This window comes from Micromonospora sp. CA-240977, assembly GCF_050942285.1.
In the GTDB taxonomy this organism is placed as follows: Bacteria; Actinomycetota; Actinomycetes; order Mycobacteriales; family Micromonosporaceae; genus Micromonospora.
On record NZ_CP192055.1, the window covers coordinates 5080650 to 5094836 of the forward strand.

Annotated in this window: 16 protein-coding genes and 2 pseudogenes; 11 read left to right on the forward strand and 7 right to left on the reverse strand. The window is 69.8% G+C overall.

Annotated features, from left to right (window positions below; all coding sequences use genetic code 11):
* Nucleotides 1-59: 59 nt before the first annotated feature.
* From ACQPWW_RS22895 to ACQPWW_RS22910, 4 genes and pseudogenes are all read left to right on the forward strand, one after another.
* A complete protein-coding gene (locus ACQPWW_RS22895) occupies nucleotides 60-710 on the forward strand; it encodes a response regulator transcription factor (protein WP_433125427.1) in 651 nt (216 codons plus the stop codon).
* A complete protein-coding gene (locus ACQPWW_RS22900) occupies nucleotides 707-1897 on the forward strand; it encodes a sensor histidine kinase (protein WP_433125429.1) in 1191 nt (396 codons plus the stop codon). Before ACQPWW_RS22895 ends, ACQPWW_RS22900 begins: the two co-directional genes overlap by 4 nt.
* 36 nt (nucleotides 1898-1933) lie before the next feature.
* A pseudogene (locus ACQPWW_RS22905) lies at nucleotides 1934-2142 on the forward strand (transposase); the annotation flags it as partial.
* 64 nt (nucleotides 2143-2206) lie between these two features.
* Entirely contained in the window at nucleotides 2207-2350 is a 144-nt protein-coding gene (locus ACQPWW_RS22910; RefSeq protein WP_433125431.1) for a hypothetical protein, read from the forward strand.
* 260 nt (nucleotides 2351-2610) lie between these two features.
* Here the strand turns inward: ACQPWW_RS22910 and ACQPWW_RS22915 are convergent, their stop codons facing one another.
* A complete protein-coding gene (locus ACQPWW_RS22915) occupies nucleotides 2611-4020 on the reverse strand; it encodes an alpha/beta fold hydrolase (RefSeq protein WP_433125432.1) in 1410 nt (469 codons plus the stop codon).
* A 93-nt stretch (nucleotides 4021-4113) separates the two neighbouring features.
* Between ACQPWW_RS22915 and ACQPWW_RS22920 the strand changes: the two genes are divergently transcribed.
* Nucleotides 4114-4302, forward strand: a complete 189-nt coding sequence (locus ACQPWW_RS22920; RefSeq protein WP_433125433.1) for a hypothetical protein — start codon at nucleotides 4114-4116, stop codon at nucleotides 4300-4302.
* A 654-nt stretch (nucleotides 4303-4956) separates the two neighbouring features.
* Here ACQPWW_RS22920 and ACQPWW_RS22925 read toward each other — a convergent pair.
* Nucleotides 4957-5175 carry a hypothetical protein gene (locus tag ACQPWW_RS22925; RefSeq protein WP_433125434.1) on the reverse strand — a complete coding sequence of 73 codons (219 nt, stop codon included), beginning with the start codon at nucleotides 5173-5175 and terminating at the stop codon, nucleotides 4957-4959.
* Nucleotides 5176-5841: 666 nt separating this feature from the next.
* On the opposite strand from ACQPWW_RS22925, the gene ACQPWW_RS22930 reads away from it, so the two are divergent.
* From ACQPWW_RS22930 to ACQPWW_RS22940, 3 genes are all read left to right on the forward strand, one after another.
* The gene (locus ACQPWW_RS22930) at nucleotides 5842-6213 is read left to right on the forward strand and encodes a hypothetical protein (RefSeq protein ID WP_433125436.1); all 372 of its coding nucleotides are present in this window, start codon (nucleotides 5842-5844) and stop codon (nucleotides 6211-6213) included.
* Between the two features lie 109 nt (nucleotides 6214-6322).
* Nucleotides 6323-7606 (forward strand): Na+/H+ antiporter NhaA, encoded by a 1284-nt coding sequence (gene nhaA / locus ACQPWW_RS22935; RefSeq protein ID WP_433125437.1) that lies wholly within the window; start codon nucleotides 6323-6325, stop codon nucleotides 7604-7606.
* 71 nt (nucleotides 7607-7677) lie between these two features.
* The gene (locus ACQPWW_RS22940) at nucleotides 7678-8124 is read left to right on the forward strand and encodes a CBS domain-containing protein (RefSeq protein WP_433125438.1); all 447 of its coding nucleotides are present in this window, start codon (nucleotides 7678-7680) and stop codon (nucleotides 8122-8124) included.
* Nucleotides 8125-8127: 3 nt separating this feature from the next.
* On the opposite strand, the gene ACQPWW_RS22945 is transcribed toward ACQPWW_RS22940, so the two are convergent.
* The 4 genes from ACQPWW_RS22945 to ACQPWW_RS22960 all read right to left on the reverse strand — a co-directional run bounded on the left by ACQPWW_RS22945 (nucleotide 8128) and on the right by ACQPWW_RS22960 (nucleotide 12189).
* The gene (locus tag ACQPWW_RS22945; protein ID WP_433125439.1) at nucleotides 8128-9417 is read right to left on the reverse strand and encodes an SLC13 family permease; all 1290 of its coding nucleotides are present in this window, start codon (nucleotides 9415-9417) and stop codon (nucleotides 8128-8130) included.
* A 173-nt stretch (nucleotides 9418-9590) separates the two neighbouring features.
* Nucleotides 9591-10151: a GerMN domain-containing protein gene (locus tag ACQPWW_RS22950; protein WP_433125440.1), complete on the reverse strand. Its 561-nt coding sequence runs from the start codon at nucleotides 10149-10151 to the stop codon at nucleotides 9591-9593.
* Complete coding sequence (locus ACQPWW_RS22955) at nucleotides 10148-11503, reverse strand: sensor histidine kinase (protein WP_433125442.1); 1356 nt, start codon at nucleotides 11501-11503, stop codon at nucleotides 10148-10150. The genes ACQPWW_RS22950 and ACQPWW_RS22955 overlap by 4 nt, the downstream gene beginning before the upstream one ends.
* A complete protein-coding gene (locus tag ACQPWW_RS22960; protein WP_433125444.1) occupies nucleotides 11500-12189 on the reverse strand; it encodes a response regulator transcription factor in 690 nt (229 codons plus the stop codon). Before ACQPWW_RS22960 ends, ACQPWW_RS22955 begins: the two co-directional genes overlap by 4 nt.
* 151 nt (nucleotides 12190-12340) lie before the next feature.
* On the opposite strand from ACQPWW_RS22960, the gene ACQPWW_RS22965 reads away from it, so the two are divergent.
* The 3 genes from ACQPWW_RS22965 to ACQPWW_RS22975 all read left to right on the forward strand — a co-directional run bounded on the left by ACQPWW_RS22965 (nucleotide 12341) and on the right by ACQPWW_RS22975 (nucleotide 13802).
* Entirely contained in the window at nucleotides 12341-12769 is a 429-nt protein-coding gene (locus ACQPWW_RS22965; protein ID WP_433125445.1) for an STAS domain-containing protein, read from the forward strand.
* A 58-nt stretch (nucleotides 12770-12827) separates the two neighbouring features.
* Nucleotides 12828-13430, forward strand: a complete 603-nt coding sequence (locus ACQPWW_RS22970) for an STAS domain-containing protein (protein WP_433125447.1) — start codon at nucleotides 12828-12830, stop codon at nucleotides 13428-13430.
* Between the two features lie 78 nt (nucleotides 13431-13508).
* On the forward strand, nucleotides 13509-13802 hold the full coding sequence (locus ACQPWW_RS22975; protein WP_433134494.1) for a BON domain-containing protein: 294 nt from the start codon (nucleotides 13509-13511) through the stop codon (nucleotides 13800-13802).
* A gap of 208 nt (nucleotides 13803-14010) precedes the next feature.
* Here ACQPWW_RS22975 and ACQPWW_RS22980 read toward each other — a convergent pair.
* Nucleotides 14011-14073, reverse strand: a pseudogene (locus tag ACQPWW_RS22980) (hypothetical protein); the annotation flags it as partial.
* Between the last annotated feature and the right edge of the window lie 114 nt (nucleotides 14074-14187).

The following is a 14187-nucleotide window of genomic DNA, read 5'->3' on the forward strand; positions in this document are numbered from 1 at the left end:
GCGCTGCGGTGACCCGAGTTGTCACGCCGGTGTCACCCGGTCTCGGGGAGACTGGGACGATGCGGGTGCTGCTGATCGAGGACGAGGCGCTGCTGGCCCAGTGGGTCGCCGAGGGCCTGCGCGACCGGGGCTTCGCGGTCGACGTCGCGCCGGATGGCGTCGACGGCCTGCACAAGGCCACCGCCAACCGGTACGACGTCGTGGTGCTCGACCGCGACCTGCCGCTTCTGCACGGCGACCAGGTGTGCACCGCGCTGACGGCGGGTGACGGCAGCGCGCGGATCCTCATGCTCACCGCCGCCGGCGAGGCGGCCGACCGGGTCGCCGGCCTGACGCTCGGGGCCGACGACTACCTGCCCAAGCCGTTCGTCTTCGACGAGCTGGTGCTGCGGGTCCGGGCGCTCGGGCGCCGCGCCAACAACGCACCGCGGGTCCTCCAGGGCGCTGGCCTGGCCTTCGACACCGCCCGCCGTGTGGTCACGCGCGACGGCCGGTTCATCCCGCTGACCACCAAGGAGCTGGCGGTGCTGGAGATCCTGATGGCGGCCGACGGCGCCGTGGTCAGCTCCGAGGACCTTCTCGAGCGGGCCTGGGACGAGCACGCGGATCCGTTCACCACGGCCGTCCGGGTCACCATCGGCCGGCTGCGCCGCAAGCTGGGGCGGCCGACGCTGATCGAGACGGTCGTGGGCGCGGGGTACCGGCTGTGAGCACCCTGACCCGCGGGTGGCACCCGTCGATCCGGCTGCGGCTCACGCTCACCTACGCGGTGATGCTGGTCGTCGCGTGTGCGGCGCTGCTCGCACTCAACTACGCCATGCTGTACCGCAGCCTGTACACCGAGCTCGGACCGCCCGCGAGCAATTCGGCCGCTCCCCAGGTGGAGTCCCGGACCGCGCCGGGACTGCCCACCGACAAGCAGACGCAGGAACGCGTCGAGGAGGTCAAGTCGCAGGCCCTGGCCGAGTTGCGCGCCAGCACGCTACTGGACACCGCGACCAGGTCCGCCGTCGCGCTGGCGGTCATCGCCGTGCTCGGCCTTGGCGCGTCCTGGTTGGTGGCCGGCCGCATGCTGCGGCCGCTGCAGACGCTCACCGCCACCACGCGTCGGATCTCTCAGGACCGCCTGCACGAGCGCATCGCACTCTCCGGACCGCACGACGAGCTCAAGGAGCTGGCCGACACGTTCGACGACATGGTGGCGCGGTTGGAGAACTCCTTCGCCAGCCAGCGCCGCTTCACCGCCGACGCCGCACACGAGCTGCGCACCCCGCTCGCGATCGTCCGTACCGGCATCGAGGTGTTACGCGCCAAGCGGCACAGCACCATCGAGCAGTGGGAGGCGATGGCAGACGACACGCTGACCGCGACCGGCCGAGCCGAACGGCTGCTCGACGGTCTGCTCGCGCTGGCCCGTAGCGACCGCGGCGCGCTCGTCCACGAGGCACACGACCTGGCCGCAACGGCGGCCATCGCGCTCGGCGAGGCGGACCACGCGGCTGAGGCAGCCGACGTGAAGATCACCACCGACCTGCGCTCGACAGTGGTCCACGGCGATCCAGTCCTGCTGGACCGGCTGCTGCGAAACCTCGTGGACAACGCGATCCGGCACAACCACCCGGGTGGCTGGATCGAGGTGACCATCCGCCAACGGCCCGACGGTGCGCTCGTCATCGTGCGCAATAGCGGCGACCCGATCCCGCCGGACGAGGTCGACCGGCTGTTCGAGCCGTTCCAGCGACTCGACCCGAACCGCGTCACCAGCGCCGGATCCAGCGGCCTGGGCCTTGCCATCGTGCGGTCGATCGTGCACGCACACCGCGGTACCGTCGTGGCCACACCGGAGCCCGCTGGCGGTCTGACGGTCACCGTGGCCCTACCCGTGACCCGGTCCTGATCGGACGCCGGTGCGATGGCCGGGCCGTAGCCGTGAGGCACCCGGTCAGCGGGGGTGCAGCGCCAGTGTTCCGGCACTGCCGGGCGGACGGAGAACTGCCAGATCGGGTGTTCCTGGCCTACCGCTCGGTGCAGGGTCACGCGCTGATCGACCGGCAGCTCTACCTCCCGGCGTCGTGGACCGATGACCGGGACCGGTGTCGGGCCGCGGGGATGTCGGACGAGGTGCAGTTCGCCACGAAGGTGTAGATGGCCCGCCAAATGCTGGCCCGAGCCTTCGACGCCGGGGTGCCGGTGGGGTGGAGCGGTGGTGTCAACGGCGCCCTGCGAGGACATCCTGGGCGATGGCGTCTCGTCGGGCTGCCTCGCGTTCGGCCTGGGCCTGTTCCGCGGCGACGCGCTTGTCGTACGCCGCATGGCGCGCTTCGTCACCGGGATGGCTGCCGGACGGTGATCCGCTCGGCTCGCGGTGCTGCTTGACGGACGCGCCCGAGATGGCCTCGACCTAAGATCTGTTGTCCAACATCGAACGATGGCGTCTGCAACGGTGGAACCTGAGGTTGCAACGCCAGACAGAAGTCGCTGTCCACCCGGTTCTCGCCGGGGCTCAGGTCAGGCGTCCGTCTCTGTGCTCACCTGGTCGATCAGCCCGGCGCCAGCAGGTTGATCATGAATGACGCCACGGCGAGTCAGCGTCCCCCTCTGAAACGCGGCCTAGCAGGCCGTGTTGTGCTTCGGCAGGCGCCCGTGCACCAGGTACGCGGTGACCATGCCAGTCAGGCAGGCGTTGGTCTGGCCGCTGAGCAGAGGCACGTGTGTCTGCTTGTCCACGGTTACCAGCCGTGAGCCGGTGATGGACCGGGCGGTCGCGATCGAGTTGGCCAGCGGTACCGAGGCGTCGCGCAGTGCGGCGACGACGAGCGCCGCCGGTGCCCGGTTGCTGGCAAGCGGCGGGGTGTTGTCCTGGCTGACCGACCAGAAGGCGCAGGGGTTGAGGTTGGCGATCGACGGGCCGAAGACGGGATAGCGGGTGCCCAGGCGAGCCAAGTCGTGGCGGTAGGTCGCCAGGTCGCGCGGCCACGCGTTGTCACCGCAGCGGAAGGCCATGTTGACCGCGGTGTGGTTGTCCGCCGGCACGCCCGGGGTCCCGGGCAGGGGAGCCGGTCGCGGGTCGAGTGGGATCGGCGGCGGGGTGCGCGCGAGGATGGCCGCCAGGTTGGTCGCGACCACCGGCCACAGATGCTCGAAGTACGTCGCGATGACCGTCAGGGAGCCCAACTCGCCGGTGGTCCAGGCGTGATCCCCGGCCACGATCGGCTCGATCGCCGCCTCAGCGAAAGCCTGGCTCAGGGTTTCCGCGACCTCGGCCGGCGTGGCACCGAGCCCGAACGCCGCGCTGTTGTCGGCAAGGTACCCGGTGAAGGCGGCGTAGTTCTCCTCGAAGGCCGGGAGCCGCTTCAGCTCGTAGGGGCGCCAGGCGAAGTCGTAGTTGACCGGGCTGTCCAGCACGAACCGGTCCACCCGGTGCGGGAAGAGTGTGCCGTACGCGACGCCGAGCATCGCCGCGTACGAGCCCCCGAGGAAGGAAAGCTTCCGTTCGCCCAGGCGTGCCCGGATGACGTCCATGTCATGGGCGGCCTGTGCGGTCGTGGCGAACGGCAGCGCCCAGCCGGCGTGCCGGGCGCAGGCGCGGGCGTATTCGCGCGCCTCGGCAGCGGTGTCCTTCAGGGACTGATAGGTCGCGGTGCGCACCCAGTAGCCACCCGGCTCCTCCTCCGGCTGGCCACAGGTGATCGGAGTACTGCGTTCGACGAAGCGCATGTCGAACCCGACGATGTCGTACCGGGCGAGCACCGCGGGATCGACGATGGCGGCGAGGTTCAGCGGCTCGGGGACGCCGGCACCACCCGGCCCGCCACCCGTGGTGAACAGCACACCGCGGCGAAGCGCCGGGTCGGTCGCGGGGAGCCGGGAGACCATGATGTCGATCGTTGGGCCGGATGGCCGCGCATGGTCGAGCGGCACCTGGACGGTGGCGCAGCGCAGACGGGTGTCGCCGACACCTGGGCAGGCCCGCCACGCGAGGGTCGCCCGGCTGGGCGTCGAGGCTGGGGCGACGGCCATGGTAAGGCAAGCGACAACGACAGCGGCCATCACGCGCATCCACGTCCCCCGGCCATTGACTTGTGTTTATCTATGCTGCACACGCTAGGACACATGTCCCCACACCGCAACGTGGCTCTTCGGCACCGGCGACACCATCGAAGCCGCCTCCAGCGGCGCTCGGCGCGCGTCATCCGGCCGGGCGGGATGCTGGTGTCGGTGGTCGGACCGGTCGAGGCGCGCCCGGTCAACGGCTCGGCGGTCGATCTCGTCGTCGAGTTCGTCCCGAGTCAACTCGTGTAGATCGTCAACCGGGTGCGGGAGAGACGCGTTCGCACCCACGTCGGCACAGTCGCGACTCTCGACGATGCCACCACCGCGCTCCACCCGGCCAAGCGGCGCAAGGGCAAGACCATCATTCGTGTACGCCCCTGAGCACTTCCCGAGCGCGGACCAGAGGCCGACCACGTTGGGCGCATGGCTTTCCACGCTCAACGCGCAGGTGCACTTCGGTCACGCCGAGGGGCGACACCACTCCAGCGATCTCCGCCACGAGAAGGCCACAACCCGTACAGCATCCTAGGAGGATGGCTTCGGGTGCATTGGGCTTGGTGCCGGTCGCCAAGCAGTTGCGGTAGGGAACCAGCTTCCGAACCCCGGCCATCGACTCGATGCAGCTTTCAGCTCGGTCAAGGCCCGCCTCAGCCTCTTGTTGAGACGCGACCGCTTGGCGCTCAGCTGCACCAGAGACACCAATAGGCTTCGATGGTCTGGCACAGTGAATCGAACAGGTCGCCGGGGCACCTCGTCGGTGTTCCGTGAGCGAGTTCACGAACACCGCAACACCGACCTCTGCGACCCGGCGCCCCTGCGCGATCTCACGCGCTTTGCCCGGGACCCCCATGTTCGGCTGGGGTGGGCAGTGTCTGCCCATCCCAGCCGACGTGCCCAGGAATGTCAGGCGGCAGCGTCCCGGTCAGCGGAAACGCGGTTACGCCTCGTCACCACATCGCGCAGCGCCCTGACAAACAACCAGAGTGCGATCAGGAGCACCGGCAGAACGGCCCACGACCGCCAGCTTCTCTCGGCGAGAACGTCGGGCGTGCGGATACCGGCGAGAAGGAGCATCAGGCCGGTGATGAGCAGCCGCACCCACGGGTTGGACTCCTTCACCATGCCCAGTTCCGTCGGTAGGAGACGCCGCGACACGAGGACCGCGACAGCCCGCGGGTCCACTGGTTGAGCTTGGCGCGCATGCAGTTGCAACCTCTCGCTCCCCAGTCGTGGGTGCGGTCACGCCAGGATCGGCCTGCCATCTTGAGATTGTCCCAGTCGCCGCCAATGGTAGCGGTGAAGCCGGCCTTCCAGCCTTCGCCAAGAACACTCGAGCCGCACTTGCGCCAGTTGCTCCGACATCCCTTCCAGCCGATCCTGGCAGCTGCTCCGCTCGGGCGCGGACGCCGTCACGGCTCGGGTAGCACCGGTGATGTTCGCCGGTGTGCCGGGAGTTGCAGGAGCCGCGACGGAAGGAGTCTCGGTGTTGTATCGCCTCGCGGAGGTCGCCAGGTCGCGCACACCTCGTTGACACGCCACCTACCCAGGTCGGCCCCCCGGTTCCGAAAGCTGCCGTCGGTGTGCCGGATGCCCGGGTGACTCCCTGTACGACGCACGGCAGGTGGTCGGCCCAACCACATGCCGGCATTGGGATTCGCCTTACCGGTCGCAGCGGCGAGGGCTCCGGTACCTGTGCGGACTTCTGGGGCGGGAAGACCGTATCGTTGGAGCCGGCTTCCTGGCCGTCGCAGCGTTGGGACCGGCTGGGCACGAAGAGAGACTGAGGCTGTGGGCGTTGCTGACGAAGCGGAGATTCACCGGGTCGTCCTGATCCGAGATCTGGCGGCTGGTGCGCTCGGTGTCGTGGTCGCTTCGTTCGCCGCGGCGGTGGTCTTTCCTCCCGCAGACCCGGTGGGACGCGTGCTGGTGATGGCGGTCGCCTGCGGCCTGTTGGCAACGGCGCTGAGCGACTGGCGTGCGTCACTTGCCGTCGCGGTCGTGGCCGTCGGCGTGTTCGTCGGTGTCCTCGCCGACAGCGCGCCACCGGCTCCGTCTCCGTGGGGCTTCACACCAATCTTCGTGGTGGCCGTGGTGTTGGGTGCAGGAAACCGGTGCCTGCGCGCGCTGAGGCGCAGGGACGAGGGGCCCCGCCGGTCGTAGCTGGCAGCGAACGTTCCAGGCGTGGCTGCCGGTACGATGGGTTCCGGTGCGCCGGGAAGTCTGGTCGGCAATTGGCTCCGACCCGTCTTCCGAAAGGTGCTCGCTTGTGATGTCCAACCCGCAGTCGCCCCCTCGTGTCCTCGGCCGCGGTTCCTGGGCCGAGGCGAGTCGCATCGCCGAGGTGCTGCGCAAGGAGACGATCGGCGGGGCGCTGCTGCTGATCGGCGCCGCTGTGGCGCTGGTCTGGGCGAATTCACCCTGGGCCCACCGCTATGAGGCGATGACGGCGCTTACTGTCGGGCCTCACGCGCTGCATCTTGACCTCTCGCTGGCCACCTGGGCGGCCGACGGGCTGTTGGCGATCTTCTTCTTCGTCGCCGGTCTCGAACTCAAGCGCGAGTTCGTCGCCGGGGACCTGCGTGATCCGCGCCGAGCCGCGGTCCCGGTCGCCGCCGCGATCGGCGGCGTACTCGTGCCGGCTCTGCTGTACGTGGTGGTGAACTCCGGTGGCGCGCTGGAGGGTTGGGCGGTGCCGACCGCGACCGACATCGCGTTCGCCCTCGCCGTATTGGCGGTGATCGGCCGGCATCTACCGAGCGCGCTGCGTACCTTCCTGCTGACCCTGGCAGTGGTGGACGACCTGCTGGCGATCGTCATCATCGCGGTCTTCTACACCGCCCACCTGTCGCTGCTGCCGCTGCTGGCCGCGGCACTGCCGCTGGGCTTGTTTGCGCTGCTGGTGCAGCGTCGGGTGCGTTCATGGTGGCTGCTCCTGCCGCTGGCGTTCGCGACCTGGACGCTGGTGCACGCCTCCGGCGTGCACGCCACCGTCGCCGGGGTGTTGCTCGCCTTCGCCGTCCCGGTGCTGCGCTCCAAGGGCATTGGTCCAGGGGTGGGCTTGGCCGAGCACTTCGAGCACCGATTCCGGCCAATCTCCGCCGGCGTCGCGGTGCCGGTGTTCGCGCTGATGTCCGCCGGAGTGGCCGTCGGCGGGCTCGACGGCCTGGCGCAGGCGCTCACCGACCCGATCGCGGTGGGCATCGTGCTCGGCTTGGTCGTCGGCAAGCCGATCGGCATCCTGCTGGCAACCTGGCTCGTCGCCCGGTTCACCCGGGCTCGGTTGGACTCGGGGTTGGCCTGGATCGACGTGACCGGGCTGGCCGTGCTGGCCGGCATCGGTTTCACCGTCTCGCTGCTGATCGGCGAACTCGCCTTCGGTATCGGCAGCGACGCTGACGACCGGGTCAAGATCGCCGTGCTGGCAGGCTCCCTGATCGCCGCCACCCTCGCCATGATCATCTTGCGGGTGCGGAATCGCGGGTACCGGCAGATCTACGAGGCTGAGCGGGTCGACCGTGACCATGATGACGTTCCCGACGTCTACCAGCAATAGGCCCACCGCGAGTGGAGCCGCCATGCGACATCAGCGCGATCAACGCGCTGCCCCGGGCGTATCGTCGGTCCATGCGCGCTAGCGATGTGGCGATCTCCATGGACACCGTCACCGAGGACATGCCGGCCCGAGAGGCCGCCCGGATCCTGGCCGCGCAGGACCTGCCCGGCCTGATCGTGGTGGACACCAAGGGCCGCCCGTCGACGGTGCTGGCCGGCACCCAGGTGCTGCGGATGGCGCTGCCGTCCTACTGCCAGGACGATCCGACGCTGGCCCGGGTGATCGACGAGGCTGCCGCCGACGTGATCCTGGAGGGCATCGGTAACCGGACCGTCGCGGACCTGCTCCCCCGCAACCGGCCGGGTTTGCCTGTGGTCAGCGCCGACGCCACCCTGCTCGAGGTCGCCTCGGTGATGGCCCGGACCAACGTGCCGCTGGTCGCGGTCGTGGACCGCGACCAGGTGATGACCGGGGCCATCACCCTCGACGGGCTGCTCGACCGAATCCTCGGCACCTGAGCGTCAGAAGAACCGCAGCCACAGGTACGGAACCGCGATCGCCACCGAGATCACGGTCACGATCAGGCCGTACTTGGTGAACCCCCAGAACGTGATCTTGTGCCCGGCGCGCTCGGCGATGCCGAGCACCACCACGTTCGCCGAGGCGCCGACGGCAGTGGCGTTGCCGCCGAAGTCAGCCCCGATGGCGAGTGCCCACCAGAGCACCTGCGCCTTGTCGAGCCCACCCTCGGCGTTCACCAGCTCGCTCACGATCGGGCTCATCGTCGCCACGTAGGGGATGTTGTCCACGATCGCCGACAGCCCCGCCGACGCCCACAGCAGCAGCATGGTGGCCGGCCACAGCTTGCCCTCGACGGCCTCGGTCGCCGATCGGGCGATGCTGTCGATCACTCCGGTGGCGACCAGTGCTCCGACCATGATGAACAGGCCGGCGAAGAAGACCAGCGTCGGCCACTCGACGTCCTTGGCCACGTCTTGCGCGTCCAGTCGGGACAACGCCAGCAGGAGCAGGCCGCCGAGTATGGCCACCACCGACGGCTCCAGGTGCAGGACGGTGTGCAGGCCGAACGCGAGCAGCACCGCGCCGAGGACCACCAGGCTGATCACGACGAGGCGACGGTCGCGGATCGCGTCCGCCTCCCGCAGCGCCATCACCCGCGCGGCGCGCTCGGCGTCGTAGCGGAACGCCTTGCGGAACATGATCCGGCACAGGCCGACGAACACGACGATCACGATCAGCACCAACGGGGCCATGACGTTCAGGAAGTCGGTGAAGCTCAACCCCGACCGGCTGGCGATGATGATGTTCGGTGGGTCGCCGACCAGGGTGGCGGCACCACCGATGTTGGACGCCATGACCTCGGCGATCAGAAAGGGGATCGGCGGCACGTCGAGCCGCTCGCAGACCAGCAGCGTCACCGGCGCTACCAGCAGCACTGTGGTGACGTTGTCCAGCGCCGCCGACACCACGGCGGTCACCACCACCAGGATCACCATGATCGGGAACGGGCGACCTCGGGCCTTCTTGGCGCTCCAGATCGCCAGGTACTCGAACAGGCCGGTGCGTTTCAGCACGCCGACGATCAGCATCATCCCCAGCAGCAGGAAGATGACGTTCCAGTCGATGCCCGCCTCTTCGGAGAAGAACGCATGCTCGGCGTCGGTGGCCCCGATCGCCAGCATGATCGATGCACCACCCAGGGCCACCGTCACCCGGTTGATCTTCTCGGTGGCGATCAGGACGTAGGCGGCGGCGAAGACGGCCACCGCGATCCAGGCCAGGGTGCTCATTCGGCGCTTCTCCTGTTCTGGTCAGCCGTCATCACAACGCCGACCAGGCTTCCCGGCACACCTGAGATCAACCTATCAGCCTGGGCAGCTGGCAACGCTTGTGCGGGCCCGCGCGACGGGGGCCGCGATGACGAGACCGCCGAGCGTTGGCAGCTGGCGATGTCCCGGCCGGCTCACCCGGGGGTGATCAGTGGGGCGTAGTCGGTCCGGCTGAGCGGTTGCTCCGACAGCGATCCGTCGGCGCGGGGCACACCCAGTGGCTTGCCGTCGCGGAAAAACGTCACGGTGGTGACGTCGCTGCGGCTCGTCAGGGTACAGACGATCTGACCGAAGGCGAGGACCTCGTCGCTGCGGCCGGCGTCGTCGCCGGGTTCGTCGACCGCGACCCGGGCCTGGGTGCCGGCCACTGTCACACCGGCGGCGTTGACCGCTCCGGGCAGCGCACTGGTGAGGTCGGTGTCGCGTTCGGCCGTGGTGGGTCCGGCGAGCAGGTCCCGCAGCTGGTCCTCGATGGTGGGTGGGCGGTCGACGCGCCGGAGCACCGGGATGATCCGGTTGTCGCGAACCAGGCAGAGGGTCTCGGCGGCGGGGCCCGCCGGTGCGGTGCCGGCGGAGGCGGTGGTCGGGAACGGCCCACGCGGCGCTTGCACCGTGCGGGGTGCGTCGTCGGTGGGGATGCCGCATCCGGTGAGCACGGCGACGAGCCCCACCGCGATGAGGTGGCGATGGTTCATGTCAGGCTTTCCGGCAGGGTGACGCGGAAGCGGGCGCCGCCGCCGGGGCGGTCCGCGACGGTGACCTCTCCGCCGTGTGCGGCGGCGTGCTGGGCGACCAGTGCCAGACCGAGCCCGGTGCCGTCGCCGGCACCACGGGTGTGGGCTGCCCGTCCCCGAACGAAACGGTCGAAGATCACCTCGCGGTCCTCGACGGGTACGCCCGGGCCGTCGTCCTGGACCTCAATGACACCGACGCGGCCGTCGCGGTCGAGCAGGACGAAGGTCGGTCCGCCCCCGTAGGTCACGGCGTTGTCCAGCAGGTTGGCCATGATCTGCGCGACGCGCCGCCGCTCGACCAGCCATGTCTCGGACACCTCCGGTGCAAGATGAACGATCGACGCGGGCAGGTCGAGCGCGTCGCAAGCTTCCCCGGCAAGCGCCACCACGTCCACGGGGGCACGGTGGGCGGCTTGGTCGCTGCGGGCCAGGTCGATCAAGTCGTTGACGAGCCGTTGAAAGCGGTTGATCTCGTCGGCTACGAGCCCGGCCGCCATCGCCGTTCGCTCGTCCTGGTGTTCCCGCCGGCGGGCCAGGACGCTTGCTGCCGCCGCTAGGGTCTGCAGCGGTGAGCGCAGCTCATGGCTGACGTCCGCGGCGAAGCGACGGTCGCGCTCGATGCGATGGGCGAGCCGGTCGACCATCTGGTTGAACGAGGAGGACAGCCGGGTCAGATCGGGATCGGTGGCCGGGTCGAGGCGGGCGGTGAAGTCACCGGCGGCGATCTTCTCCGCCGCGTTGGCAACGGCGGTCAGCGGGCGTAGCCCGTGCCGGGTGGCGTACCAGCCGAGCGCGGCGCCGGATCCGGCGATCATGATGGCCACGGTGGTCAGCGCGAGCGCCAGGACCTGGAAGGTCTGCTCCAGCTCTCGCAGCGAGTTGACCTCAAAGTACGTCGCTGTGGCGGACAGGGGCACGCCGACGACCAGGACGGGCCGGCCGTCGACCCGGACCCGCTGCACCGCTGGCTTCCCGGAGGCCACGAGGCGTCGCAGGTCGTGGGGAATGGCGGTGGTGGGTCCGGGGTCGGCGGTGCGGGCGTACCACTCGCCGTTGAGGTGCAGCACCGGGCGCCGACCGCCACCGGTGTCCAGCGATCGCAGCACCTCCACGACTTCGGGAGTGTCGGTGTCGATCCCGGCACGAACGACGGTCGCGTCAAAGTACGCGGCGCGCAGGGCGGTGCGTTCCCGCTCTCCGATCAGGGATCGGCGGGTCAGCTCGTAGGAGACCAGGGCCATCGACGCGGCGAGCAGGAGCGCGCCGACGGCGAAGGCGGCGGTGACCCGGGTGCGCAGTCCGAGGCGTCTCATCGCTGCAGCTTGTAGCCCAGGCCCCGGAGGGTGACCAGGTGCCGGGGCGTTGCCGGGTCCGGTTCGATCTTCTGCCGCAACCGGCCGACGTGCACGTCGACCAGGCGCTCATCTCCCAGGTCGTAGCCCCAGACCCGTTGCAGCAGCTGCTGGCGCGACAGCACCCGGCCGGCGTGTTCGGCCAGCTCGCACAGCAGCCGGAACTCGGTGCGGGTCACCGCGACGGGCTGGCCGCCACGACGCACCTCACCCGCGTCGGGGCTGATCTCCAGCTCACCGAAGGACAGCACGGGCACTGAATCCGGCGCTGGTCCCCCGACGCCGGCACGGGCGCGGCGGCGCAGGGCGCGTAGGCGCGCGGTCAGTTCCTTGATCGCGACCGGCTTGACGAGGTAGTCGTCGGCGCCGGCTTCGAGTGCGGCGACGATGTCGTGGGTGTCGTCCCGGGCACTGACCACCACGATCGGCACGTCGTCGTGGCGGCGGAGCTGCCGGATGCACTCGAAACCGTCGAGGCCGGGCAGCATCAGGTCGACCAGTACGTAGTCGGCCGCGTCCGTGCGCTGCACGCGCAGGCCCTCCTCGGCGGTGGCCGCGCCCACCGCGTCGTAGCCCTCGTCCTCGAGTGCGAGCAGCAGCGCCCGGCGGATCCGGTCGTCGTCCTCGATCACCAGTACGGCCGTCATAACCGCATCATCCCCAGGCCACGACGGCATGGCCAATCACGTCCGTCGGCCTGCGGATTTGTCACGCAACTGTCATAGATCCGCGCGGCGATCGCGAAGACCGCCCGGCACGGTGACAGGCGACCGGCGCCACGACGAGAGGGGTACGACCGTGACGGGGCCACTGACAACCACGTCGTATGCGTTACCGCTGGTGGAGGTGTGCATCACCAGGTTCGATCTGGCCTGCCTGCCGGAGACCGGAGTCGTGTTCGACCGGCTACTGGCCCTGCGGCCGGCGCAGGTCGTGGTCGACCTGGCCGATTGCCGGTACATCGACGCTGCGGCCATCGGCCTGCTGCTCGATGTTCACCGGCGGCTGGCCTGCGCCGACGGGGTCCTCGTCGTGCGTAACCCGAACCACCGCATCCAGCGCATCCTGCACCATGCTCGCCTGGACCAGGTCCTGTCGATCGCTGTGGGAGCCTCGCCGGCATCACGGGGCGCGCAGGTGCCGGAAGGCGAGCTGCGGCCGGTTGAGCCGGCGCTGGTCGCTCTCGGCCGAGCCCGCGTCGAACACGCGGGCCAGTGCCGGCCCTGAGGATCGTTCCCACCACAGCCGGCCGGAGACACCCCAAAAACAGGGAAGGACCGACAGCATGACCGTCGTCCCGGACGACCAGCTGATGACACTCATCTGTGACACCTGTGGTGCGAGCCTCACCGCTACCGCGTGCGTGCTTCCCGACGCCGAGGTGGTCTGGACGCTCGTGTCGGAGCACGGCTGGAGCGGCTCCCCGTTCGCCACCGGCCCACACCGCTGCCCCCACTGCAGCCTGCTTCCCCCCGCCCGTTCCGGGCACTCCTCGGGCGGCGGCCATGGTCCCGGCGGCGTCCTCGGCATCGACCACCTCGACGACGCGACCGTCGTCACCGCCACCGGTGACATCGACCTCGACACGGGCGACGCGCTGCGCGCCGCACTACGGGAAGCGGCCGACGCGAGTGGTCCCGTGGTGGTCGACCTCAGCCGCGTGCACGTCATCGACTCCACCGGCCTCGGCCTGCTGGTGCGGGCCCACCTCGACGCCCGCGAGCGGGGCGCCACGCTCTGCCTCGCCGCGCCGTCGCGGTTCATCCGCACCGTCCTGCACACGATGCGCCTGGACGGGGTCTTCCCGACCTACGACAGCCGCGACGACGCCCTCGCCCGAATGCCCCGGCCGCTGTCCGCGCCGTCGGTCAACGGAACCCGAAGCTGACGGATCACACGGAAGGAGTGGACGGCCTCCTTGACGCCGCCTGACCTCCTGGAGAGAGACGAGGAGACCACCGTGTACATGCCCTGGCCCCTACCGGACGAGAACTGGCTCGCCGGCACGAGTGAGCAGCCCGTACCGGACAGCGGAGATCTCCGCCTCGAAGCATTGGTCGCGCAGCGCGTGAGTATCGACTGTGCCACGCGGCGGCAGCAGATCAGCGTCCGCGTGCAGAACGGCGTGGTCATCCTCTCCGGGCTGGTGAGCGGTACGGACGTCCGACAGGTCGCCGCGGACCTGGCCTGGGACGTGCCCGGTGTCGTCGACGTCTGCAACATGCTGCGGCTGACCGGTCAGCGGCGCCAGCGCCGCTGACCGGAGCGGAAAGCCGCTCACCGGGGCGATCGGCCGCGGTGGGGGTGGGCGACGGAACGGCGGCGCTGACCGGCGAAGGTTCGTCGATCACGGTGCGGTTGAGGCTGACCTGAGCCGTGCCCGTATCCCGCCAGCAGTGCCAGACAGGCACGTCGAGCCAGTTCAGGCCCTCGTCCACATTTGCGCGGGTGAACCGGAACACCAGCCCGGTGGCGGCCATGATCCCGAGCGGTTTGCCGATGATCAGACCGATCACGATGCCGAGCGCCACCCGGTCAGTGAGCGCGGTGACCAGGCCGGCCAGCCCACCGACGGTTACCCCGCCGGAGAGGTGGACCGCCAGGATGGCCGAAATGCGGTTGGTCTCACCCCACGAGCGGCGGGC

Excerpts from the sequence above, each read along its gene's own strand:
- ACQPWW_RS22895 (WP_433125427.1), top strand. The coding sequence starts at position 60 with ATGCGGGTGCTGCTGATCGAGGACGAGGCGCTGCTGGCCCAGTGGGTC.
- ACQPWW_RS22915 (WP_433125432.1), bottom strand. The coding sequence starts at position 4,020 with ATGGCCGTCGCCCCAGCCTCGACGCCCAGCCGGGCGACCCTCGCGTGG.
- ACQPWW_RS22920 (WP_433125433.1), top strand. The coding sequence starts at position 4,114 with ATGTCCCCACACCGCAACGTGGCTCTTCGGCACCGGCGACACCATCGA.
- ACQPWW_RS22925 (WP_433125434.1), bottom strand. The coding sequence starts at position 5,175 with ATGGTGAAGGAGTCCAACCCGTGGGTGCGGCTGCTCATCACCGGCCTG.
- nhaA (WP_433125437.1), top strand. The coding sequence starts at position 6,323 with ATGTCCAACCCGCAGTCGCCCCCTCGTGTCCTCGGCCGCGGTTCCTGG.
- ACQPWW_RS22940 (WP_433125438.1), top strand. The coding sequence starts at position 7,678 with ATGCGCGCTAGCGATGTGGCGATCTCCATGGACACCGTCACCGAGGAC.
- ACQPWW_RS22945 (WP_433125439.1), bottom strand. The coding sequence starts at position 9,417 with ATGAGCACCCTGGCCTGGATCGCGGTGGCCGTCTTCGCCGCCGCCTAC.
- ACQPWW_RS22950 (WP_433125440.1), bottom strand. The coding sequence starts at position 10,151 with ATGAACCATCGCCACCTCATCGCGGTGGGGCTCGTCGCCGTGCTCACC.
- ACQPWW_RS22955 (WP_433125442.1), bottom strand. The coding sequence starts at position 11,503 with ATGAGACGCCTCGGACTGCGCACCCGGGTCACCGCCGCCTTCGCCGTC.
- ACQPWW_RS22960 (WP_433125444.1), bottom strand. The coding sequence starts at position 12,189 with ATGACGGCCGTACTGGTGATCGAGGACGACGACCGGATCCGCCGGGCG.
- ACQPWW_RS22970 (WP_433125447.1), top strand. The coding sequence starts at position 12,828 with ATGACCGTCGTCCCGGACGACCAGCTGATGACACTCATCTGTGACACC.
- ACQPWW_RS22975 (WP_433134494.1), top strand. The coding sequence starts at position 13,509 with ATGCCCTGGCCCCTACCGGACGAGAACTGGCTCGCCGGCACGAGTGAG.